The 23,265-nt window shown below is 43.8% G+C and carries 22 protein-coding genes; 10 read left to right on the top strand and 12 right to left on the bottom strand.

Annotated features, from left to right (window positions below; all coding sequences use genetic code 11):
• Positions 1–47: 47 nt before the first annotated feature.
• The 4 genes from ACWM1W_RS13170 (at position 48) to ACWM1W_RS13155 (ending at position 3,348) form a co-directional block, all read left to right on the top strand.
• A complete protein-coding gene (locus ACWM1W_RS13170) occupies positions 48–1,010 on the top strand; it encodes an RsiV family protein (protein WP_262735570.1) in 963 nt (320 codons plus the stop codon).
• The gene (locus tag ACWM1W_RS13165; protein ID WP_312307683.1) at positions 1,007–1,828 is read left to right on the top strand and encodes a TatD family hydrolase; all 822 of its coding nucleotides are present in this window, start codon (positions 1,007–1,009) and stop codon (positions 1,826–1,828) included. The genes ACWM1W_RS13170 and ACWM1W_RS13165 overlap by 4 nt, the downstream gene beginning before the upstream one ends.
• A 128-nt stretch (positions 1,829–1,956) precedes the next feature.
• On the top strand, positions 1,957–2,763 hold the full coding sequence (locus ACWM1W_RS13160) for an enoyl-ACP reductase FabI (protein ID WP_312307670.1): 807 nt from the start codon (positions 1,957–1,959) through the stop codon (positions 2,761–2,763).
• 186 nt (positions 2,764–2,949) lie between these two features.
• On the top strand, positions 2,950–3,348 hold the full coding sequence (locus tag ACWM1W_RS13155; protein ID WP_312307669.1) for a cytochrome b562: 399 nt from the start codon (positions 2,950–2,952) through the stop codon (positions 3,346–3,348).
• Positions 3,349–3,399: 51 nt separating this feature from the next.
• Here ACWM1W_RS13155 and secB read toward each other — a convergent pair whose 3' ends face one another.
• The 4 genes from secB to rsgA form a co-directional block, all read right to left on the bottom strand.
• On the bottom strand, positions 3,400–3,858 hold the full coding sequence (gene secB, locus ACWM1W_RS13150) for a protein-export chaperone SecB (protein WP_004782070.1): 459 nt from the start codon (positions 3,856–3,858) through the stop codon (positions 3,400–3,402).
• Between the two features lie 35 nt (positions 3,859–3,893).
• A complete protein-coding gene (gene grxC, locus ACWM1W_RS13145; RefSeq protein WP_034169897.1) occupies positions 3,894–4,148 on the bottom strand; it encodes a glutaredoxin 3 in 255 nt (84 codons plus the stop codon).
• A 21-nt stretch (positions 4,149–4,169) separates the two neighbouring features.
• On the bottom strand, positions 4,170–4,577 hold the full coding sequence (locus tag ACWM1W_RS13140; protein ID WP_005232169.1) for a rhodanese-like domain-containing protein: 408 nt from the start codon (positions 4,575–4,577) through the stop codon (positions 4,170–4,172).
• Between the two features lie 93 nt (positions 4,578–4,670).
• Entirely contained in the window at positions 4,671–5,729 is a 1,059-nt protein-coding gene (rsgA, locus tag ACWM1W_RS13135; protein WP_448765144.1) for a ribosome small subunit-dependent GTPase A, read from the bottom strand.
• Between the two features lie 124 nt (positions 5,730–5,853).
• Here rsgA and orn point away from each other — a divergent pair, with 124 nt between their 5' ends.
• A complete protein-coding gene (gene orn, locus ACWM1W_RS13130) occupies positions 5,854–6,408 on the top strand; it encodes an oligoribonuclease (RefSeq protein ID WP_004782074.1) in 555 nt (184 codons plus the stop codon).
• A gap of 34 nt (positions 6,409–6,442) precedes the next feature.
• On the opposite strand, the gene ACWM1W_RS13125 is transcribed toward orn, so the two are convergent.
• Positions 6,443–6,691 carry a hypothetical protein gene (locus tag ACWM1W_RS13125; protein WP_312307663.1) on the bottom strand — a complete coding sequence of 83 codons (249 nt, stop codon included), beginning with the start codon at positions 6,689–6,691 and terminating at the stop codon, positions 6,443–6,445.
• A 198-nt stretch (positions 6,692–6,889) separates the two neighbouring features.
• Here ACWM1W_RS13125 and ACWM1W_RS13120 point away from each other — a divergent pair, with 198 nt between their 5' ends.
• Both ACWM1W_RS13120 and ACWM1W_RS13115 read left to right on the top strand, forming a co-directional pair.
• A complete protein-coding gene (locus ACWM1W_RS13120) occupies positions 6,890–7,660 on the top strand; it encodes a tRNA threonylcarbamoyladenosine dehydratase (protein WP_448765145.1) in 771 nt (256 codons plus the stop codon).
• 104 nt (positions 7,661–7,764) lie between these two features.
• Positions 7,765–9,576, top strand: coding sequence for a tetratricopeptide repeat protein (locus ACWM1W_RS13115; protein WP_312307660.1), 1,812 nt, complete (start codon positions 7,765–7,767; stop codon positions 9,574–9,576).
• A gap of 55 nt (positions 9,577–9,631) precedes the next feature.
• Here ACWM1W_RS13115 and ACWM1W_RS13110 read toward each other — a convergent pair whose 3' ends face one another.
• Genes ACWM1W_RS13110 through ACWM1W_RS13100 form a run of 3 tightly spaced genes read right to left on the bottom strand, consistent with a single transcriptional unit; the run spans position 9,632 to position 14,389 of the window.
• Positions 9,632–11,044 carry an efflux transporter outer membrane subunit gene (locus ACWM1W_RS13110; protein WP_005232159.1) on the bottom strand — a complete coding sequence of 471 codons (1,413 nt, stop codon included), beginning with the start codon at positions 11,042–11,044 and terminating at the stop codon, positions 9,632–9,634.
• A 10-nt stretch (positions 11,045–11,054) separates the two neighbouring features.
• Complete coding sequence (locus ACWM1W_RS13105; RefSeq protein WP_005232157.1) at positions 11,055–13,031, bottom strand: MacB family efflux pump subunit; 1,977 nt, start codon at positions 13,029–13,031, stop codon at positions 11,055–11,057.
• A 2-nt stretch (positions 13,032–13,033) separates the two neighbouring features.
• The gene (locus tag ACWM1W_RS13100; RefSeq protein WP_448765146.1) at positions 13,034–14,389 is read right to left on the bottom strand and encodes a MacA family efflux pump subunit; all 1,356 of its coding nucleotides are present in this window, start codon (positions 14,387–14,389) and stop codon (positions 13,034–13,036) included.
• Between the two features lie 668 nt (positions 14,390–15,057).
• On the opposite strand from ACWM1W_RS13100, the gene ACWM1W_RS13095 reads away from it, so the two are divergent.
• Positions 15,058–15,447: a bacteriohemerythrin gene (locus ACWM1W_RS13095; protein WP_312309035.1), complete on the top strand. Its 390-nt coding sequence runs from the start codon at positions 15,058–15,060 to the stop codon at positions 15,445–15,447.
• On the opposite strand, the gene holA is transcribed toward ACWM1W_RS13095, so the two are convergent.
• The 4 genes from holA to ACWM1W_RS13075 all read right to left on the bottom strand — a co-directional run bounded on the left by holA (position 15,444) and on the right by ACWM1W_RS13075 (position 20,361).
• Positions 15,444–16,442 (bottom strand): DNA polymerase III subunit delta, encoded by a 999-nt coding sequence (gene holA / locus ACWM1W_RS13090; RefSeq protein ID WP_034169904.1) that lies wholly within the window; start codon positions 16,440–16,442, stop codon positions 15,444–15,446. The genes ACWM1W_RS13095 and holA overlap by 4 nt on opposite strands.
• A 9-nt stretch (positions 16,443–16,451) precedes the next feature.
• Entirely contained in the window at positions 16,452–16,985 is a 534-nt protein-coding gene (locus ACWM1W_RS13085) for an LPS-assembly lipoprotein LptE (protein WP_004782084.1), read from the bottom strand.
• Positions 16,986–17,268: 283 nt separating this feature from the next.
• A complete protein-coding gene (gene leuS, locus ACWM1W_RS13080; RefSeq protein WP_034169905.1) occupies positions 17,269–19,890 on the bottom strand; it encodes a leucine--tRNA ligase in 2,622 nt (873 codons plus the stop codon).
• A 120-nt stretch (positions 19,891–20,010) separates the two neighbouring features.
• A complete protein-coding gene (locus ACWM1W_RS13075; RefSeq protein ID WP_005232144.1) occupies positions 20,011–20,361 on the bottom strand; it encodes a DUF4124 domain-containing protein in 351 nt (116 codons plus the stop codon).
• 682 nt (positions 20,362–21,043) lie between these two features.
• Here ACWM1W_RS13075 and ACWM1W_RS13070 point away from each other — a divergent pair.
• Positions 21,044–22,771: an acetolactate synthase 3 large subunit gene (locus ACWM1W_RS13070; RefSeq protein ID WP_034580267.1), complete on the top strand. Its 1,728-nt coding sequence runs from the start codon at positions 21,044–21,046 to the stop codon at positions 22,769–22,771.
• Positions 22,768–23,259, top strand: a complete 492-nt coding sequence (gene ilvN, locus ACWM1W_RS13065) for an acetolactate synthase small subunit (RefSeq protein ID WP_004782091.1) — start codon at positions 22,768–22,770, stop codon at positions 23,257–23,259. Before ACWM1W_RS13070 ends, ilvN begins: the two co-directional genes overlap by 4 nt.
• The last annotated feature ends 6 nt before the right edge of the window (positions 23,260–23,265 follow it).

Below are 23,265 nucleotides of genomic sequence, written 5' to 3'. Positions count from 1 at the left end.
GGTAGGTCCTGCAAGGATAAATGATGATGTTGAACAAAGGTTAATGCATGTCAAATTATAAGAATATTTTATGTCTGTCAGTATTGGCATCAGCGGTTTTGCTGAGTGCCTGCCAGCCTAAGGAAAAAGAGCCGAAAGAGCCTGCTGCGCCTGAAGTGGTACAGGCTCAGCCTGAAGTGCTGAAGCTTAGTGGTGATACTGAGAAGCTGAAACTGGCCTTGCCTGAATGTGAAGGAAAAAACTGTCCTGAGATTTCTATCGAGAGATTGAAAACCAATCAGCCATTTATCGATGAATGGATAGATCAGCAGATTCTGCAGCAGCTACAGGGCATTTTGTCTATTGATGCGATTGAACCGGCGAAAGCATCTGCAGCAAGTGAAGCTGAAGCCGCTGCTTCCGAACCAAAAACTGCATTAGCCAATGTCAAAACTCCAAAACAGCAGCTTGAACAGCAGATTCAGCCGCATATGCAGACTTTCTTGAATCTGGATAAGGAGTTGAAAGCACTCAGTGCCAGCCATAGTATCAGCTTGATGATCAAACCGAGAATTCTACAATCTGGTGATCCACTCGCGACTGTGGTCTTAAACAGTACCCATTATCTCGGTGGTGCGCATGGCGCTTCTGCTCAAACCTACTACAATTTTGATCTTGAGCAGAAAAAGCTGATTAAGCTGGATGATATCATTCTGCCTAAACAAAAGGCTCAGCTCGAAGCCAAAGCTTATGAGGCTTTTAAAATCTGGGTGATGGAATCCAAACTGGCCAATGATGTAGCTGAATATGAACAGGCCTGGAAATTTAAGCTGACAGATAATTTTTACCTGTCTAAACAGGGACTAGCGCTGCAATATGCCGAATATGAGATTGGTCCTTATGTGGTGGGTTTGCCACGTCTGGTCATTCCTTATGAACAGCTGAATGGCATTCTGAAACCTGAATATCTGCCTCAAACAGAGAACGCTGCTTCAGAAGCCGAGCCTGCAACTCCTGCCAAAGCACGCTGATGGTTTCGTTATTTGATACCCATACCCATTTTGATGTTCCCGATTTCGATCATGATCGGGAACAGCTGGCTTATGCATCCAAAGCAGCAGGGGTGGAGCATCTGGTCTTAATTGGTTTTTTACAGAGCCGGTTTAAGGATTTATTGCAGACGCATCATTTTATTAATCAGTTAGACAATGCGCCTCAAAGTCATCTGGCACCCGGCCTGCATCCATTTTATATTGAGCAGCATCAACCTGAGCATTTACAGGATCTGGAGCAGTTATTAAGTACAGAGCCTTGTATTGCCATTGGTGAAATTGGTCTGGATACTTTCGATAAACGGCATAAACAGCCGGAACTTTTTCAGAAACAGAAAGATTTTTTTGCTACACAGCTGGAACTGGCGCAGCAGTTTGATAAACCAGTGTTACTGCATATCCGTAAATCTCATGCCGATGTTTTACAGATTCTAAAACAGCATCAGTTTAAACAAGGTGGTATTGCCCATGCCTTTGGTGGCGGGATTGAGGAAGCCAAAGCCTTTATCAAGCTGGGCTTCAAGCTTGGAATAACAGGACAAATCACCAATCCGAATGCTAAAAAACTGCATCAGGTGGTACAACAGGTAGGGCCGGAATATCTGGTGCTTGAAACCGATTGTCCGGACATGACGCCTTTATGTTGCCAACATTCTACTGAGCAGCGAACTCGCAATACGCCTGCCAATCTGCCTTATGTCCTGCAAGGCCTTGCCAAGAGTCTGCACATGGATCAAGATGAACTGGCACAGCAGCTCTGGAAAAATACCCATCAGGCTTTACATCTGGCGATCTAAGATAAAACCCTACATCGGTCGGAAACTGGATTCCAATTTATGATCCAGTGAAAAAAGGCGCATTATGCAATTTCTAAAATGCTTTAGACTTGGCATCATGCATATAAATTATTTTGAGTGAGATTCACATGGCACAAGGACTATTGGCGGGTAAGCGCTTCTTGATCGCAGGTATTGCAAGTAAATTATCAATTGCTTTTGGTATTGCTCAGGCATTACATCGTGAAGGTGCAGAACTCGCTTTTACTTATCCAAATGAAAAGCTGAAAAAACGTGTAGATGATTTTGCTGCACAATTCGGTTCTGAATTGGTTTTTCCTTGTGATGTGGCTGTAGATGCAGAAATTGACAATGCATTTGCAGAACTGGCAAAACACTGGGATGGTCTGGATGGCATCGTGCATTCAATCGGTTTTGCGCCAGCACATACCCTAGATGGTGACTTTACTGATGTAACCGACCGTGAAGGTTTCAAGATTGCGCATGATATCAGTGCTTACAGCTTTATCGCGATGGCACGCGCTGCGAAGCCATTACTGGCTGCACGTCAAGGCTGCTTGTTAACGCTGACTTACCAAGGATCTGAACGCGTGATGCCGAACTATAACGTGATGGGTCTGGCGAAAGCCTCTTTAGAAGCAGGTGTACGTTATCTGGCATCTAGTCTGGGTGCAGAAGGTATTCGTGTCAATGCGATCTCAGCAGGTCCAATCCGTACATTGGCGGCGTCTGGTATTAAATCATTCCGTAAAATGCTAGATCTGAATGAAAAAGTGGCTCCACTAAAACGCAATGTGACCATTGAAGATGTCGGTAATGCAGCATTGTTCCTGTGCTCACCATGGGCGAACGGAATTACTGGTGAAATCATGTATGTCGATGCGGGTTATAACACAGTAGGCATGAGTGCTGAACTGATGCTGGATGCAGAATAAGTCTTTTTAAAAGATCAATTTTCAGCAAAGAAAACCCCTCATTATTGAGGGGTTTTTATTTTTAACTTTAATTGTTAATGATGTAAGTCTGATGACAAGGGATACAAGAATTCGGATCAAAATAATTTATCTTTCAGGACTTTCCCACTAAGATGTTTAATATAAAAACAATACAGGATAATAAGGATGTTTAAAAATTTTTTAATCAGCATGATTTTTGTGATGGGCACAGTGGGGATCACCACGTCGAGCATGGCAGAAGAAAATCACTATCATGACAATATGCATGAAATCGACCATCATTTAAAAAATTTCAAATCTGCGAAAGATAGCAAAGAGGCGCGGGCAGCATTGCAAGGTATGCAAAAATCTGTGGAAGTTTGCCAGAAAAATTTACCATCAGGTCTGCAAAAGCTAAAATCCAAAGATGCAAAAGTTACGGCTTATCAGGGATTGTTAACTGGCTTATTGAAAGAGATTAAACAAGCTGAACAACTTGTTGCAGCTAATCAATTGACCAAAGCCCAAACTCTCACAGTGAAAATGGATCAGATTAAAAAGCAGGGGCATCAAGCCTTTAAATAAGCCATAAAAAAGACCGCTATTGCGGTCTTTTTTAACTTCAAGATCAAGTGATTAAGCTTGACCTTCAACAGCAGCAGCTTGCGCACGTTGCATGTTCGCTTCAAATTCAGCATCGAAGTTGATTGGTGTAAGCAGTAATTGCGGGAAGCTGCCTTTAGTCACCATATCATTCACCGCTTCACGAAGGAACGGGAACAGGATGTTCGGGCAGTAAGCACCAAGAATGTATGGCAGACGCTCTTCTTCAACGCCATCAATCAGGAAAATCCCTGCTTGAGTCACGTCAACGATAAACGCTGTATCACCTTCATTGGTCGCTTGAACCACAACTTTTAAAGCCACTTCAAAATGAGTCGGATCAATTTTTTCTGCAGAAGAGGAAAGGTTGATGTTTAACTCAGGTTGCCATTGCTTGGTAAAAACTTGTGCCCCAGGAACTTCAAAAGAAATATCTTTAGTGTAAATACGCTCTAATGCCAATTGTGGTTGAGCTTGTTGTTCTTCACTCATTCTTTAATCCTTGATATGAGGTAGGTTTTAGTAGATTAAGCCAATAATTCGTCTAGTTTGCCTTCACGCTCTAGGGCATAAAGTTGATCAAAACCACCGATAAATTGTTCATTAATAAAAATCTGTGGCACGGTACGATGATTGGTGCGTTGCATCAATTCAAGACGCACTTCAGGGGCTTCATTGGATAAATTAATTTCTTTGTATGCAACACCTTTGCGCTCAAGGAGCTGTTTTGCACGGATACAATACGGACATACTGTCGTCGAATAGATAGTAACTTCAGCCATGATCAATCTCCTGCTCGCAGATTATTTGCTTTTCACCAAAGGTAAACCTTGAGCTTTCCAGTTTGTAATGCCGCCATCCAGACGGTAGGCATCTGCATGACCTACCTGTTGAAGCGCAGAACCTGCAACTTGCCCAAGATTACAAATGAACACCAACGGGCGATCAGATGCTTTTAACTCATCAACGTGTTTTGTAATTTGGCTATATGGAATGTTACGGCTACCACTGATGTGACCTTCACGGAAGTCTTTAGCATCACGTAAATCAATCAGCATGGCATTTTTTGCTTTAACTAAAATTCCCAGCGATTGCGGAGAGATTTTGCGACCATTACGTTGACCTTCGATGATGAAGAATACAACCACGAGTACCGCGAGTGTTCCAAACAAGAAGGGGTGATTCCCCATAAACTCGAACCAACGTTCCACAATTCACCTAATTACAATTTTAAAATTGCCAAGAGTATAGCTCATAAATATGGTGATCAAAATCACCGCTTCAAGGGCTAAGCCTTAAGAAAATTAATTTTTTTGCTGCGCTTCGTTAATTTCGTCAATTAAACGTAAATAGCTGTCCAGTCGGCGCGGCAAAATTTCCCCTTTTGATGCTGCCTGACGTAAGGCACACTGCTTTTCATGTTTATGGGTGCAGTTACGGAATTGGCAGTGACCGAGCAGATTTTCAATTTCCGGAAAACCGCTTTGGACTTTGTCCAAGGTCAGATGCCAGAGACCAAATTCACGGATTCCCGGTGAGTCAATGAGAGCAGCGCCATCACCAAAGGAAATCAGACGTGTGGAGGTCGTCGTATGCTGACCCAGTGCCGAGTTTTCAGAAATGACATTGGTTTTCTGTGCAGCATCCGGGACGATCGCATTAATCAGCGTGCTTTTACCGACACCTGACTGACCGACAACCGCTACAGTTTCCTCATTCAGACGAGCGGACAGTTCTGTCAGATCGCCATCGGACTGGGTTTGCATCACTTCATAACCCAGATCTTTATATTCTTTAAGCAGATCCAGAATTGGATCATTTTCCTTAAGCAAATCTGATTTATTGAGCACTAAAAGTGCTGGAATCTCTGCATCTGCGCAAGCCACCAGATAACGGTCAATCAAACCCGGAGCTGGTTCAGGCAATGGCGCAAACACAATCACAATCAGGGAAATATTGGCGGCAACCGGTTTAACCTTGTGGTAACGGTCAGGACGGGTCAGCAAAGAAGTGCGCGGATGAATCGCCGTAATAATGCCGAGTCCGGTATTTGGATCAGCCTGCCATTTGACTCGGTCGCCTGTTACCAGCAATTCCAGGTTGGTTCGGGTATGGCAGCGCCAGACACTACCCAGTTCAATCGGCTTCCAGAAGGGCTCAGGTTCGCCTTCAGCCACGACCGGTTTTTCAGGATGCTGTTCAGGTACGGACAAGGCCTGGACTTCAAGCTGGCGGCCATAATGCTGCACGACCAGCCCTTCCAGGTCTTGAGAGGTATCGATCTCTTCCTGACGCGTTTTGTGCTGTTTTTGAATACGACGTTGTTGTTGTTCAGTTAAACGACGTTTACGTATTAAAGCCATTCAAATCCTAAAAAACCATGGGAGCGAGATGGCAAAAATAGCATGAAGCGGGGTGTCAGTTACAGCATCGACGTAATAAATTTGCTACTATAAATGTTTTATAGCCTAATAAGATTGCACATTTATGAGCAGCACCCCGGATAGCCGCCTGATTTGGATTGACCTGGAAATGACAGGTCTGGATACAGACAATGACCAGATTATTGAAGTTGCCACGATTGTAACGGACGATAACCTAAATATTCTTGCCGAAGGGCCCGTGCTAGCTGTGCATCAATCTGACCGTATCCTGAATGCGATGGACGAGTGGAATACTCGCCAGCATGGTCAGTCTGGCCTGATTGAGCGCGTACGCCGCAGTAAATTGACTGCTCAGGATGCAGAACGTGAAACCATTGAATTCCTGAAAAAATGGGTGAATCCAAAAGTATCGCCTATGTGTGGTAACTCGATCTGTCAGGATCGTCGCTTTCTGCACCGTTTAATGCCTGAACTGGAACAGTATTTCCATTACCGTAATCTGGACGTATCTTCAGTAAAAGAGTTGGCAAAACGCTGGCGCCCTGAAATCATGAGTGGCCTGAAGAAAAATGCTTCGCATCTAGCCATGGATGACATTCGTGATTCGATTGCTGAACTGAAATATTATCGTGAATATTTCTTCATTATGAATAAATAATCCGAACAGTGAAAAAGAGGCGAAAGCCTTTTTTTTATTGCTTTGCAGAAAGTTTCTTGCGATAAAAGTTTTCACTACTCTCAAACAGTACCCATGTTAGTAGCACCAGAGCAAGATGGGTCTGGGTTTCATATTGATCCATGATAATCAAAGCAAATAATCCCAAAGTCAGGATACGGATCATAATACTGAGATAATAATTTTTCTGCTTTTTAAAGATTAAGACGTAAAGATAGAGCAGGAACAGTAAAACCAGCAGGGCAAAAAGGGCATTAAATAGCATGCTGATCTGACTCCCTTTAAGGTAATCCTAATTGAAATATTGTGAAGTTTATGATGGTTGTAATTTGATCGATTTTACGTGTTTTAGCGATGACACAAGAAAGCTTTTATGACTGATTTTGTATCTGAATTTTAGTGGCAGTAAAGTGCCCATGATTTTGCTAAAATACTCTGGTGTTTTTCTTGCTATTGATGACCTATGACTGATCTGCTTCAAGATGATGAGTACGACCGCCGTTTTTCGGGTGTAGCCAAAATTTATGGTGACGATAGCTTTCATCATTATGAAAACAGTCATGTGATGGTGATCGGAATTGGCGGTGTTGGTTCATGGGCAGTCGAAGCACTGGCACGTACCGGGATTGGTGAGCTCACACTGGTCGATATGGATGTAATCGCAGCATCGAATATTAACCGTCAGTTACCAGCCATGACCGCAACACTGGGATGTGAAAAAATCGAAATCATGGCAGAACGCTGCCGTTCGATTAATCCCCGAATCAAGATCAATCTGATTGACGATTATCTGACGCCAGAAAATGTGAAAGAAATTCTGTCAGGAAATCCTGACATCATTCTGGACTGTATCGATGACGTCAAAGCAAAGTTTGCCTTGATGCTGCATTGCCGTTTTAACAAGATTCCATTGATTGTATCCGGTGGAGCAGGCGGTAAACTGGATCCGTTAAAAATCCGGGTAGCCGATTTATCCAGAACCGAACAGGATCCAATGCTGGCAAAATTACGTGCGCAATTACGTGCTAAAGGCATCTGTAAAAAGCCAAAAGAAAAATTTGGGATCACTTGCGTCTACTCTATCGATAATCCATTCTCGAGTGCAGATGTTTGTGCAAGCGCAGGCTTGCGCTGTGGTGGTTATGGTTCTGCAGTGGTAGTGACTTCTAGCTTCGCCATGGTTGCGGTATCGGAAGTATTGAAAAAGCTTAATAGCAAAAGACTGAAAGCCTGATTGAGTCAACAAAAAAAGCACACAATCTGTGCTTTTTTTTATGCTAAGTTTAAAATGAATTTTTAAACATATAACAAAAACAATCTTTTGGTTTTGGAGCAGCTATGTGGTTTTTGCTAGTGCTGGTTTTGGGGATTGGGGCTTTAGCAATCTGGATGTGGAAACGTCCTGATCCGGTGAAACGTGATCAGGCTAAAGCCGTGCATCATGATCTATGGATTGAGCAGATTGATGCTCAATTGAAGTATGCAACCCGTCTAAGTACGGATCCGCATCATCCGGATTATGAACGTGCCTATCAAATTTATCAGGGGTTGGCCCAGCAGGAATTGCCGCAGGCTTATGTGGGTATGGCCCTAATGCACTTATACGGACAGGGCCGTGAGCAGAGCACGGAAAAAGCGATTAGCTTTCTTGAAAAAGCTTATAGTTTAGGTGGGGAAGATGCAGCCTATCATTTAGGTCAGATCTATGATGGTCATCAATACCAATTAAATGATCCTGAAAAAGCCTTGTACTGGTATCGGTATGCGGTCGCGCGCGGTCATCTGGATGCGCAGTATCGCATCACTGAGCTGTCCGAATCTGATCATGACACTGCAGAACAGCAACGTCTGCAACTGTTAATTCGAAATGCCGAGCAGGGACATGCCAATTCACAGTATCAGTTAGCCCAATATTATTTGGCAGATGGTGCAGCGCAAGATTTAAGTTTGGGGATCCATTATCTGTTTCTGGCAGCACAGCAGGATCACTTGGCGGCCAATCAGGATATTGCCGAAGCCTATGCAAATGGCAAAATCTTGCCCAAAGATCAACAGCAGGCTTTGAGTTTCATTAAACGCTGTATTCATCTTGGTGATCAGAGTGGTTTATATGATTACTATGCTGGCGTGTTACTCGGCACTATTGATCCTGATCAACGTCAACGGGTGTTTCAGCATCTATTACAGCAGTCCAAAGAACATAAAGATGCACAGGCCAAAACTCTGATCGGTCTGGCCTATTTTCATGGTTGGTATGTGCAAAAAAATGAAACCATGGCATTTCGTTACTGGTCTGAAGCAGCACAAACTCAGCATCCTCAGGCCTTGAGTCTGATTGCCGCACTATATTTTGAATCCTATCTGGTCGCACATGAACCGGAGAAAGCATTTGAACTCTATCAACATGCCTTGCAAAGCGATCCTGGTCATCGATTTAGTCATATGGGTCGGGCACTCTGCTATTTAAACGGAGTGGGGGTAGCCAAAGATACGACTAAAGCTACCCAAATGATTCAGGCAATCGCACAGCAAGAGCAACTTGCAGCACAGTCTGAAGCTGATCTGATTTATATAGTGGGACGTTTTTATGGCTTGCCTGAATATCCACTACCGACACGAGAAAAAGCAATTCAATATTTGAATCAGGCGGTGGCGAAAGGTTCAAGTAAGGCTGCCTGGTATTTGTATCAGGCTTATAGTGATTTTTATCCAGTCTTTGCAGTGAATGAGGAACAGGCCAAACGTTATCTGCATCAGGCAGCTCAATTGGGAAATGCACAAGCACAGGCCGAATTGGGCATGATGCATTTAAAGGGCAAGAAGGTGGAGCAAGATACGGCTTTAGGACTGAAGTATCTGCAACAGGCTGCGAGCCAGCATAATGGTCTCGCACTAAATGCTTTAGGTGAAGCTTTGGAACAAGGAATTGGTATTGAAGCCAATTTGGATCAGGCAATCCAGTGCTATCGTAAAGCGGCTGCGCAGGTGAATGCCGATGCTTATAGTCATCTGGGGTGCTTATATACCAAAGGCATTGGTGTAGAACGTGATATTGCAATTGCCCGTCAATGGCTGGAAAAAGGCAGTCTGTTAGGACATGAGCCTTCTATTGAACAGCTCAACAATGTAAATGCTTATCTGCATATGTAAACTTCAAAAAAAGCCGCTGACTAACAGCGGTTTTTTATTGAGTTAAATGTATTGCTTAAGGCAGTTGCTTGATCGGGCTACCCCCCAAAGCTTGCATCAGGGTCACATAAGCATTGTATTGGCTTTGTCGGGTTTGCACCAAAGACAGACGGGCATTACGTGTAGTCTCTTGTGCATCCAGCAGATTTTTCAATGCCACTGCACCATTACGATAACGCACTTCAGTCAAACGTTCTGTACGTTCAGCCAGTTCAACATTACGTTGTTGTAACGCAACCTGTTTGGTGAGTTCAGTGCGATTAGACAGGGCATTCTCTACATCGGCAAAAGCTTCGTACATGGTCTGACGATACTGGATAATTGCCTTTTCGTATTCCAGTTCATTCACCTGTAAATCACGTTTCATATCATTCCATTGCAGGAATGGCAGGCTGAGTCCTGCGCCTAAGGTCGCCACCGGATTTTTAAGTGCATCTGACAATGATGAACTGGTGCCTACGCCAGTACTTAGGCTGCCAGTCAGGCTGATCGAAGGATAATAACTGGCCTTGTTGGCATCCTTGTTGGCCAAGGCTTTACGCAAACGCAGTTCAGTGGCTCTCAAGTCAGGACGGCGGGAGAGAAGGCTAGCAGGCAAGCCAGCTTCAATCGACGGTAAGGCAATATTCGGTAAACGTTGAGGTTCCTGAATCGAAAGCTGTTGCACAGGCATATTCATGAGTACTGCCAGTGCCGTACGTGTTTCCACACGCTGCTGTTCAATTTGGCTTAAGGTCGCTTGCTGGCTTTGAATGGCCTGTTCAGCTTGAGTCAGATCGAGACCAGACACTGCACCGGCACGATACTGGACATTGACCAGATCATACGTACGCTGTGCAGTCGCCAGGTTTTGTTGAACCACGCTATAACGTTCATTTAGATAACCCAGCTGCCAGTACAGTTGAGCAGTCGTACCAATCAGACTTTGTGCAGTCGCCTGTAAGTCCTCTTCAGATGCCAGGGCCTCCCAACGCGCTGCTTCAGTCTGATTGGCCAGTTTACCGAACAGATCCAGTTCATAGCTTAAGCCAGGGAAATTAACCCCAAAACCGGATGAACTGCTGCCATCTTCCAGATCAAAGCTTCTACGTGTGGTTAAACCAGCATCACTGATACGTACACCTTGCTGGCTTTGTGTCTGTCTGGCTTGAATACGGGCTTGCTGCAAATTGATCCCGGCCACGGCCAGATCACTATTGGCTGCCAGTACGTCATTCACCAGACTATTTAATTGGGGATCTTTAAATAGAGTCCACCACTGATCTGCGAGAATATCAGCATGAATTTGCTGACTTACAGCTTTACTGTTTTGAAAGTTATTAGGTACCTGTACAGCAGGTTGTTCATACGGCGTTTTCACCACGGCCGCACAGCCGACCAATGAACTCCCTAGAATCAGGGCACTGGCAAGTTTGGTAAGAGTATGCATATCAGATTCCTTATTCTCGAGAAAGTGCATCGACCGGATTCAAACGGGCTGCATTACGTGCCGGGATAAAGCCGAACACAATACCGATCAGACTTGAGCAGACAAAGGCCGCGACAATCGATGTGGTTGAGTATGCCATCTGGAAGGTTCCTTCAGCAAAATGGGTAATCAGCTGACCGATACCGAGTGACAGCAATACGCCTAAGATACCGCCCAGAATACAAACCAGAACAGCTTCAATCAGGAATTGCTGCAGAATGTCACTTTGGCGCGCACCGACCGCCATCCGTACCCCGATTTCTTGCGTACGTTCAGTCACCGAAACCAGCATAATGTTCATCACACCAATACCACCGACCACTAGGGAAATGACGGCGATAGCCGAAACCAGAAGCGTCATGGTCTGAGTGGTTTCTTGAATGGTTTCACGAATACTGTCGGAGTTTTGCGTAAACACATCTTGAGCACCATGGCGTTGTACCAATAGGCTTAAAATGGCATTTTCCGCAGCCGCACTTGGATATTCATCTTTAATACGCACAATGATACTGCGTACATTGGATTGTCCCAGCATACGGCTCATGACGGTTGAATAAGGCAAATACACATTCAGGCTGTCTGAGTTGCCCATCATGCTTTTTTGTTCTTCAATGACGCCAATCACCCGACTCGGTACACTACCCAATAGAATGACTTGACCGACAGGATTAGTGCCATCCGCAAAGAAAGTGTTTTTGGTATTGCTATCAATCACCACGTCCTGAGCTTGTTCGGTCACACTTTCTTTATCAAAGGGCTGACCTGACTCGAAGTTCATACCTTTGACATAGAAGAAGTCTTCACTGACACCGTTGACCGTGGTCGATGCTTCGATCTCTTTGAAGCGTCCGGTGACACTACTGTTGACCGATGGACTGACACCATCGACATAAGGTTGTTCCGATAGGGCAGTAGCATCATCAGGAATCAAGGTTTTCACTTGTGCAGTTCGGGAATTATCCCCAAAGCCCCGGCCTTGGAACACGGTAATGGTATTGGTCCCAAGACTGCTGATATTTTCCAGAATCTGCTTTTGTGAGCCATTACCGAGGGCAACGACTGAAACCACCGACGCGATCCCGATAATGATGCCGAGCATGGTCAGGAAGGTCCGCATCCGGTGTGCATTCATGGCCAATAAGGCCATACGGAAAGCTTCACCGAGACGGTCTACTGCAGAACGCCAGCTCGAGATTTTCTTTTGTTCATTTCGAACCAGATTTTCTTTCTCGAAACCATCATCAACTTCAGGCACATTCGGTTTGTCTGAAATGATATTCCCGTCTGAAATTTCGATAATGCGCGTGGCATTTTTAGCAACGTTATGATCATGGGTAACCAAAATAATGGTATGACCTTTGGCATTCAGTTCACGCAAAATGCGCATGACCTCAATACCACTGTTTTTGTCCAATGCCCCGGTGGGTTCATCGGCCAAGATCACATCACCACCATTCATTAAGGCACGAGCAATCGATACACGTTGTTGCTGACCACCAGACAGTTGGCTCGGACGGTTTTGGGTTTTGTCTCCCAGTCCTAGATCGGTCAGTAATTGCTTGGCACGAGCATTACGCTCGGTCGCATCGGCACCGGCATAAATTGCGGGTACTTCAACGTTGCCCGTAGCATTTAAATCACCCAATAAGTGATAGCGCTGGAAAATAAAGCCGAAATACTCACGACGCAATTGAGCTAATTCATCAGGCTCAAGCTCGCGGGTTTCACGTCCTTTAACTTTGTAGCTACCGTTGGTGGGTTTGTCCAAGCAACCTAAAATATTCATTAAGGTTGATTTACCTGAACCCGACTGACCTACGATTGCCACTAATTCACCGGGATAAATCTCAAGATTAATCCCTTTAAGAATCTGAACAGTGCTTTCACCGGCGGGGAATTCACGAGTCAGATTCTTAACCTCAAGTAGAGGTGTTTGATTTTGACTCATAATTACATTCTCATTGGGCCGCCAGCACCACCACGATTGCTGCGTTTAGCTGAATCATTTGAAGTATCTGAACCATCTGCAATCACCACTTTATCGCCTTGATTTAAGCCGCGGATGACTTGAGCTGTGACGCGGTTATTCAGACCAATTAATACAGGTTGAGGTTTTGCAGAACCATCTGCTTGTAATACACGAACCATCGATACAGTTGCTTTTCCTTGTTTAACCAAGGCTTTTTCTGCTTCAGTGAGTTCTAAGTGTTTAGGTCGATCCGTTTTATTTTCACCTTGTTTCGCATCAGCAGGAGCGGCAGCATTATTGGCTTGTGTTTTATCGCTATCGGGACTTTGTGCACGGCGCTGCGGACGGTTTGAGGTTTGCACCGCTGCGGCAGGAATAGTCAGCACATTTTTCGCTTCATCTAAAATGATGTAGACCTGAGCAGTCATATCAATACGTAATTTACCATCTTCATTCGGTACATCAAATAGGGCGTTGTAATACACCGCAGTACTTGATGATGAAGTCGATGTGCTGTTGCTTTCGGTATTGATCGAGTCCGGTGCAGGTTCAACTTGACGTAATGTTGCATAGTGTTTGGTTTCACTGTCACCTAAAGTGGTGAAGTAAACACTTTGACCTTCCTGAACTTTCATCACATCGGCTTCAGAAATTTCCGCTTTAATGGTCATGGTATCCAGCTGCGCCAGTTTCACAATCGTTGGTGCACTTTGATTGGCGTTTACAGTCTGACCTTCTTCAGTCACGATCGCTACAATGGTTCCGTCCATTGGCGCCACAATTTGGGTATAACCGAGATCTTCTTTCGCAGTGGCTAGAGTTAAACGTGACTGTTCGATCTGTGCATTAATCGCGGTGATATCTGCCTGAGCGGTTTTGTAGCTGGCTAATGCAGATTCTAGTTCTGAACGCGAGGTTGCATCTTGGGCATACATGGCTTGCTGACGCTTATACTCGGCTTCCACCTTAGCGAGGTTGGCCTGTTTCACGGCAAGCTGTGCCATCTGGTTTTTAATACTGGCTTCAGCAGTCTTTAAATCATTTTCCTGACGAACAGAGTCAATTCGGGCAATCAGTTGGCCTTGTTTGACCTGATCGCCAAGTTGCACATACATTTTTTTAACCTGACCCGAAACCTGGGCACCGACACTGACCATTTTGGTGGCTTCAAGTACACCAGTTGCTAGTACCGAATTTTCGATATCCCCTTGGGTCACTTCAGCTGTAATATATTGTGGCTGCTGCTCTTTTGGTTTTAGAAAATACCAGGCAGTGACTGCCACCAGGATAGCAATTACAATTGCCATAATGAGTTTCGTAGGTTTTATTTTTGGCATATGGGTTCAGATTCGGGTCGTAGGATAACAGTTGATTATAAAAGCGAAATTAGGATAAAACGTGAATTTTTTTATTTAAAATGAGAACTATTTTCCACTGCCTGGTTTAAAAAAACATATAAGATAAAACCTGATTTTATATAAGGCATTCATTGAGCTACTCCTATTAAAATCATCTTTTTTAGATGAAATTTTATACGATTTAGCTATCTGAAAAATATTGATCATATGATTAATCAATTAAAACTTCATGGGAGTATAAAGTACGTCTTAGATAGACTACATGCAAAAACCTGGCCACTAAACTGCTGATAAAAATACGCCATAATGCTGCTCAATATCATGCAAGTTTTTAATGATATTTGTTGTAAAAATAATTCTGCGCTAAAGCCAACCTCTTTTATTTTTAATATAATTTTTCGAATGATATGATCTATTAAAATTTAAAAAATCTATGTTTTACATATAGATTTAAGTAAATAAAGTTTGTGATATCTAATTCCATAGAAAAATATGGGTTTATTCATTAAGAGAATATGCTTATTTAATGAGCGGAAAAATAATACGACTTTACTAAGAGAATTGATGAGGTTCATAGATGGAATGGAATGGAATGGAATGGAAGTTACAATATTGGAATTGAGGTGATTGATCATCAACATCGCTAGATTCTGGACTATATAAATGCTTTAGAGCAGGTCAAAAGTACCGGAGATCGCGATAAAATCCGGGAGGTTCTAGACGATTTAATTGACTATACCCAGTCACATTTCAGCTTTGAAGAAAACCTGCTGGAACAGGTGAGTTATCAATATTTGACTTCACATCGCGGTATACATGAATTATTTGTCAAAAAATTAAATGATTATCGCCTGAAGTTTGAGCAAGGTCAGTCCATTGAAAAAGATTTGTATTGTCTTCTGTCCAAATGGCTCACCAACCATATTCAGCACGATGATCAGGATTATGTCGAAGCAGTACGGGACAATATGTTGAGTTATCTGCGAACACAGGAAAAGAAAAAAGGCAAAGGCTGGTTCGCGCGTTTCTTTAGTTAGGCACTCGAGGATGCAAACAAGCTTTGACCGCACATTTCAGCAATGGCCTGCAAGATCAGATGTTCAGGGTTCTCTCTGGACATCCCTTTAATTGCAGCGTCGATCCGGATCAAAAGCTGAGGCCAGCTTAAAAAGCGCTGTGGACTTAAACGACGCAAGGCTTGCTGATATAAGCTCACTTTAGTCTTCCAGATACCGATTTGTAAGGCATTTTGTGGCTGTTCAAATAATTGCATCAATAGACGCATTTCTTTGCTGATACTCCACAAAATCAGGCTCATTGGCTCGCCTGATGCAATCAGATACTGGAAAATCTTAATTGATTGCGCCAGATTCCCATTTAATAAGGCATCACTCAGGTCATAGGTGCTGTAACGGGACTGATCCTGCAAACAGGCATATAGATGGTCAATCTGGATAATATCTACTTCAGCAAAAGTATCCGCCACTCGCATCAGGCTATTTTTGGCTGCCAGCAAATTGTGCTCATGATGCTGCTCTAACCATTGCCAGGCGTCATTGGCCAGCTTAATTCCTAGTTTTTCCGCTTCAATTCCGAGGATCTGTTGACGATCTTTTGGGTAGTTGGCCACTAGCGCTACATTTACGCCATTGGCATCAATGGTCTGGAAAAAGCTGGATTTCAGGCTGCTGGCATCCTGCTTCGGCATGACTACCAATAGCAGGTTGTCACTGTCCTGTTGCAGATAGTTTTTTAACAGTTTGAGACCACTGGCATCCGGTTTGATATTGCCATGCACTTCAATTGCCAGTTGGCTAGAAAATAATGACAGGCTGTTTAAAGCATTGAAGACATTTTTCCAGTCAGAGGCAGAGCTAATATCATAACGCTGGCGTTCAACTTCACGGCTTTGCCAGCTGCTACGAAAGGCATCTACCAAGTTCTGTTCCAGCAAAGGCTCCTGACCATGCAACACCCAGGCACCGCGAGCTTCATTGACACGTTTTAATGCCTGGAGGTAGTCAAGTTTCATTGGGTCGTCTTATTGGGCTGGTTGAGTCGAAGTTTCTGGTTTTGCCAATGGCAAACGATTCGATGAAATTTGACGGGCAATCTGCTGGGCCACATCATCAATCAGGACCTGATTTAAGAATTTTTGTTCCTGGTCATCCGTATTTACGGTTTCAATATCATATTGATAGGTACGGGTCGCGATTACTGTACGGGGTTCAGTCACCGGATTGCCTTGTGCATCTTCGATTCGGAAAGTGACATTCAAGCGTAATAAAGTTTCCACCAATTTACCATTCAATTCTAAACGGCGAGGGGTGTAATCTAGGACACGTAAGACATAAGCATCAGGTGCATTACTCAGCTGTACTCCAGCAGCACCTAAGTAAACGGCTAGTTTTTCCTGAAGATCTTCAGTATTGTCAGGCAGGGCCAGACTCATGACTGAGTAAGCTACAGGTGCGGAACTCGGATTGGTTCCTTTTAAATGAAAGCCACAGCCAACGAGGCCTGCACTTAGACCACAAGTTAAAACAATTGCTGCTAAACGTTTGCCTAAATGCATGAGTATCCTCTTTTTCCCTCAGGGAAATATTTGAAATCCTGAACCGAATTGTAAAGTCAAAGCCCGTTGGCTGGCAACGGGCTTTGTTTGGAATTGTGAAATCCTTTCCCTCATCCTAACCTTCTCCCAAAGGGTGAAGGAATTTCCCTCTCCTACAAGGAGATGGTTAGGGATAGGTTAATTTAATCCCTCCCGACCTCCCTTTGAAAAAGGGAGGAGACTTCATTTTTTTATTTGAAGTGGAAAGTCCCCCTTTTGTAAAGGGGGATTTAGGGGGATTAAATTAAACCACCAAGTTCACTAGCTTATTCGGTACCACAATTTCTTTCTTGGTTGGACCAGTCAGGAATTGTTGAACTTCAGGTAAAGCTTTCGCTTGCGCAAGAATGTCATCTTTAGATGCATCCACAGACACTTCAAGTTTGCCACGAAGTTTACCGTTGACCTGAACCACGATGGTTTGGGTATTACGAGTCAATGCAGATTCATCCACTTGTGGGAACTGCGCTTGAGTTAACTCGATTCCAAACTGAGCCAATAAAGTCTGACTTAAATGTGGTGCAAATGGCGCAAGTAAAATTAAAAGCGTAGTGATCGATTCACGTGCTACAGCAACGTCATTATCATCTTTCGCTTCAAACTTGTTGTTCGCATTTAACAGTTCCATCATTGCTGCAATCGCAGTGTTGAATGCGTGACGACGTTCGATGTCATCACCCACTTTCTGGATGGTTTCGTGAGTCTTACGGCGTAAGTCTTGCGCAGCTGTAGAAAGAGCGGCTTTATCGAATTCAGTCGCAGTATTACCTTTTTCAAGGAAACCTGTTGCCAAACGCCATACACGTTTCAGGAAGCGGTTTGCACCTTCAACACCGGCATCAGACCATTCAAGTGATTGATCAGGTGGTGCAGCAAACATCATGAACACACGTGCAGTATCTGCGCCGTATTGGTCAATAATCGCTTGCGGGTCGATCCCGTTGTTTTTCGATTTCGACATCTTCTCTTGACCGCCAACGACAACGTCTTGACCATCTTCTTTGTATTTCGCAGAAGTGATACGACCTTTTTCGTCTTTTTCAAGTTCGATGTCGGCAGGGTTAAACCAGGTTTTCTTGCCTGATTCAGATTCGCGGTAATAAGTATCCGCAAGCACCATACCTTGAGTGAGCAAGTTGGTGAACGGCTCGTTACCTTGTACCACGCCTTCGTCACGCATCAATTTGTGGAAGAAACGTGCATATAACAAGTGCAGAATTGCGTGTTCAACACCACCAATGTATTGGTTTACTGGAAGCCAGGTTTGACCTGCTTCAGGTTTTACCATGCCATCAGTAAAGTCTGGAGATGCATAACGTGCATAGTACCAAGAAGATTCTACGAATGTGTCTAGCGTATCTGTTTCACGACGCGCATCGCCACCACAACATGGGCACTTAGTTTCATAAAACTCAGGCATTTTGTTCAGTGGGTTACCTGAACCATCTGGAACCACGTCAGTTGGCAGTACAACAGGAAGCTGGTCTTCAGGCACTGGAACTTGACCACACGTGTCACAGTTGATCATTGGAATTGGACAACCCCAATAACGTTGACGAGAAACACCCCAGTCACGTAAACGGAATTGAACTTTCACGTTGGCAAGACCTTGTGGTTCTAGTTTTGCCAAGAAAGCATCAAATGCGCCTTGGAAATCTAAACCATCAAATTCACCTGAATTAACCAGTTTACCTTCTTTAGAACCGTACCATTCTTGCCATTGTTTTGCATCAAACTCGCTATCATCAGCACCTTTGGCATCAATCACTTGCTTGATGGTTAAGCCATATTTATTGGCAAATTCGAAGTCACGTTCATCGTGTGAAGGCACCGCCATCACCGCACCTGAACCATAAGACATCAATACATAGTTTGCAATCCAAACAGGAACTTCTTCACCTGTTACAGGGTGCTTTACAGAAAGACCTGTTGCCATGCCTTTCTTCTCGGCAGTCGCTAGATCCGCTTCTGCCACAGAACCCATACGGCATTCTTCAATGAATGCTTGAAGCTCAGGATTATTTTCTGCTGCTTTCAATGCCATTGGATGTTCTGCTGCAACTGCAACATAAGTTACACCCATTAAAGTGTCAGCACGTGTGGTGAATACTGTTAAACCATCTGCATAGATGTCTGGATTCGCTGAAGGGAAGGTAATGTCCATCCCTTGTGAGCGACCAATCCAGTTACGTTGCATGGTCAAGACTTGTTGTGGCCAACCGTCTTTGAGTGTGTCTAAGTCATCCAATAATTCTTGCGCATAGTCAGTAATGCGGAAGTAGTACATTGGGATATCACGTTTTTCAACCAATGCACCTGAACGCCAGCCGCGACCATTTTCAACCTGTTCATTGGCAAGAACGGTCTGGTCTACTGGGTCCCAGTTGACTGTAGAAAGTTTACGGTAGATCAGACCTTTTTTATAAAGCTGAACGAATAGCCATTGTTCCCAGCGATAGTATTCTGGTGTGCAGGTTGCGAATTCACGATCCCAATCTACAGACAGGCCAAGTTTCTTCAACTGATTACGCATGTAATCAATATTTTCGAACGTCCATTTTGCAGGAGCGACCTGGTGTGCAATAGCAGCGTTTTCTGCAGGAAGACCGAAAGCATCCCAGCCCATTGGTTGTAATACAGTTTCACCTTTTAAACGGTGGAAACGACTGATTACATCACCAATAGTATAGTTACGCACATGACCCATATGCAGTTTGCCACTTGGGTAAGGGAACATCGAGAGGATATAACGACGTGGACCTTCTATAGTGTCGGCAACTTTAAAGGCTTTGCGAGATTCCCAGTCCTGTTGGACTTGAGGCTCAATCGCACTGGCTTGGTATTCTGAGTCAATGTGAGTAGTCATATACGTAATACAAGAGAACGGTTAAAAAATTATGAGGCACAGCATAGCGCAAAATGCACTTATAGTGAATTTTGCGGATGGGATTCTGCAGGAAAAATCTAAATTGACAGACGAGTATGATTAGAAAGCTACACGCTCAGACTGACCACGTTGTAAAGCTTCATTGGCTTCACGCTGTTGCTGCTCATTTTCAGAAACGACAGGCACAGGTGCAGATGAATTTGAGTTACCCGTTTCGGTCTGGTTCTCATTTTCGGTTGTTCTTGATGGTGTAGGCGCGGAATTGGTCCAGCCATAGGTTTCTACTTTGCTTTTGTGCTTGGCATTTTTAGGAGGCGGGGTTTTAGTGTAGTGAGTCACGCCTTTGGCATCTACCCATTTATAATATTCAATCGCTAAAGCAGAGCTGCTCGCTACACCTAAAACAAGCGTAGTAGCAAAATTTAATGCGGTCAGGAAAGATCTTTTCATCAGTAAAAGTCCTGAAAATTTCAAGCGGTTAAATAGAGTTTTTATTGTAGCGAGTTTTTTGCCATAAGATGATTTTTAATTCAATTAATTTTGTGATCAGTAGTGGTTTTATGTTTCAAGCTAATGCTAAAAAAGAGTAATTTTATATAAAAAGAAATTTATTTATAAACAGTTGCATTGAATTTCTTAAAAATTCATTCAATTTTTTTATATAAGACATATTAAAAATTTATAAAATTAAAGTTTTAAGTATATGAAATTTATTGATTTAAATTAAAATTTTAAAGCTAAAAACCACAGTTAAAGTCGAAATTGTCTGTAAAAGCAGCAAATTTTAGACGTATAAACAATAATAGCCTGTTTTTTAAACTTGACTTTACAGACTGAAAACACAAGAATGCTGCAGTAGTTTTATATGCCTTAGATCGATCACCCTTCGAACAAGTGTCATTTCATGCAGTGGGCGATTTCTCTAGCCGAGAAATTGAACAAAGCTAAGCAAAATATGTTTATCCCAACATGTTTTAGGTCTTGTATTGCTCGAACAGTAAAGAGACCAGATTTTTTTTCCTATTGCTATGAAAACTATGAAATTTATGTGCTATAACAGTGCAGACAGTTATTGAATGAACACTGCAAATGCCTCCCATTTGTGCAGTGAATAATATTAGGGTGAATCACGTTGGAACTTTTATCTGGTGGTGAAATGCTCGTTCGCGCATTAGCGGATGAAGGCGTTGAACATGTTTTTGGATATCCAGGCGGCGCAGTTCTACATATCTACGACGCGCTATTTCAACAAGACAAAATTAATCATTACCTCGTACGTCACGAACAGGCTGCCGGCCATATGGCAGATGCATACTCGCGCGTAACAGGTAAAACTGGTGTCGTGCTTGTGACATCAGGTCCGGGCGCAACCAATACCGTAACTCCAATTGCAACAGCTTATATGGATTCCATTCCAATGGTGATCCTGTCTGGTCAGGTTGCAAGCCATTTGATCGGTGAGGATGCGTTCCAAGAAACTGATATGGTCGGTATTTCTCGCCCAATCGTTAAGCACAGCTTCCAGGTTCGCCATGCCAGCGAAATTCCGGCAATTATCAAAAAAGCATTCTATATCGCGTCATCTGGCCGTCCAGGTCCGGTGGTTGTTGATATTCCTAAAGATGCAACTAACCCGGCAGAGAAATTTGCTTACGAATATCCTGAAAAAGTGAAGATGCGTTCGTATCAACCACCATATCGTGGTCACTCAGGTCAAATCCGTAAAGCGATTGATGAACTGATTCATGCGAAACGCCCAGTGATTTACTCAGGCGGCGGCGTGGTTCAGGGCAATGCTTCAGCACAATTAACTGAGCTTGCACATCTATTGGGTTACCCGGTTACCAATACCCTGATGGGCCTTGGTGCATTCCCGGGCGATGATCCACAATTCATCGGCATGTTGGGTATGCACGGAACTTACGAAGCCAACATGACCATGCACAATGCAGACGTGATTCTGTGTGTAGGCGCGCGTTTCGATGACCGTGTAACCAATAACCCGGCGAAATTCTGCCCGAATGCGAAAGTCATTCACATTGACATCGATCCGGCGACCATTTCTAAAACCATCATGGCGCACATTCCAATCGTGGGTGCAGTAGAACCTGTGCTGAACGAAATGCTGAACCAGTTGAAGCAAATGAATGTGTCCAAGCCAAATCCTGAAGCGATTGCGGCATGGTGGAAACAGATTGATGAATGGCGTCAGGTTCATGGCTTGAAGTTCGATGTACCGACTGATGGTTCGATGAAGCCTCAGCAAGTGGTTCGTGCTCTAGACAAAGTCACCAATGGCGAAGCGATCATTACCTCTGACGTTGGTCAGCATCAGATGTTCGGTGCATTGCATTATCGCTACAAGCGTCCTCGTCAATGGATCAACTCTGGTGGTCTAGGTACCATGGGTGTGGGTCTGCCATATGCAATGGCGGCTAAGCTTGCATTCCCAGATCAGCAAGTGGTTTGTATTACTGGTGAAGCGTCTATTCAGATGTGTATCCAGGAACTTTCTACCTGTAAGCAATATGGCTTGAACGTTAAAATTCTATGCCTGAACAACCGTGCCCTGGGTATGGTGAAACAGTGGCAAGACATGAACTACGAAGGCCGTCACTCTAGCTCTTATGTAGAGTCTTTACCTGACTTTGCAAAATTGATGGAAGCTTATGGTCATGTAGGTATTCAGATTGACCATGCAGACGAGCTTGAGTCTAAGCTTGAAGAAGCGATGGCGATCAATGACAAGTGCGTATTTATTAACGTAATGGTTGACCGTACAGAACACGTATATCCAATGCTGGTTGCGGGTCAATCGATGCAGGATATGTGGTTAGCAAAAGGGGAGCGCACGAAATGAGACATATTATCTCTGTACTCGTAGAAAACGAAGCAGGCGCGCTTTCTCGCTTGGTAGGTTTATTCTCACAACGCGGCTACAACATTGAAACATTGAACGTTGCGCCAACTGAAGACCCAACACTTTCACGTCTGACTTTGACGACTTATGGTGATGATCACAAGATCGAACAGATCACTAAGCAGCTGAACAAGCTGGTAGAAGTGGTTAAAGTGGTGGATCTGTCTGAAGGTGCGCATATTGAACGTGAATTGATGTTGATCAAAGTGAAAGCTTTAGGCGCAACCCGTGATGAAATCAAACGTACGACCGATATTTTCCGTGGTCAGGTGGTTGACGTAACGCCAACAACTTACACGATTCAAATCGCGGGTACGACTGAGAAAATCGACGGTTTTATTGATGCATTAGCAGAAAACACGATTCTGGAAGTGGTGCGTTCAGGCGTATCAGGTATCGCACGCGGCGAAAAAGTACTAACCATCTAAATTTTC

The sequence above is a fragment of the Acinetobacter sp. TW_SC_4 genome (genome assembly GCF_054861205.1).
This window is presented reverse-complemented; position numbering and strand designations above follow the sequence as displayed.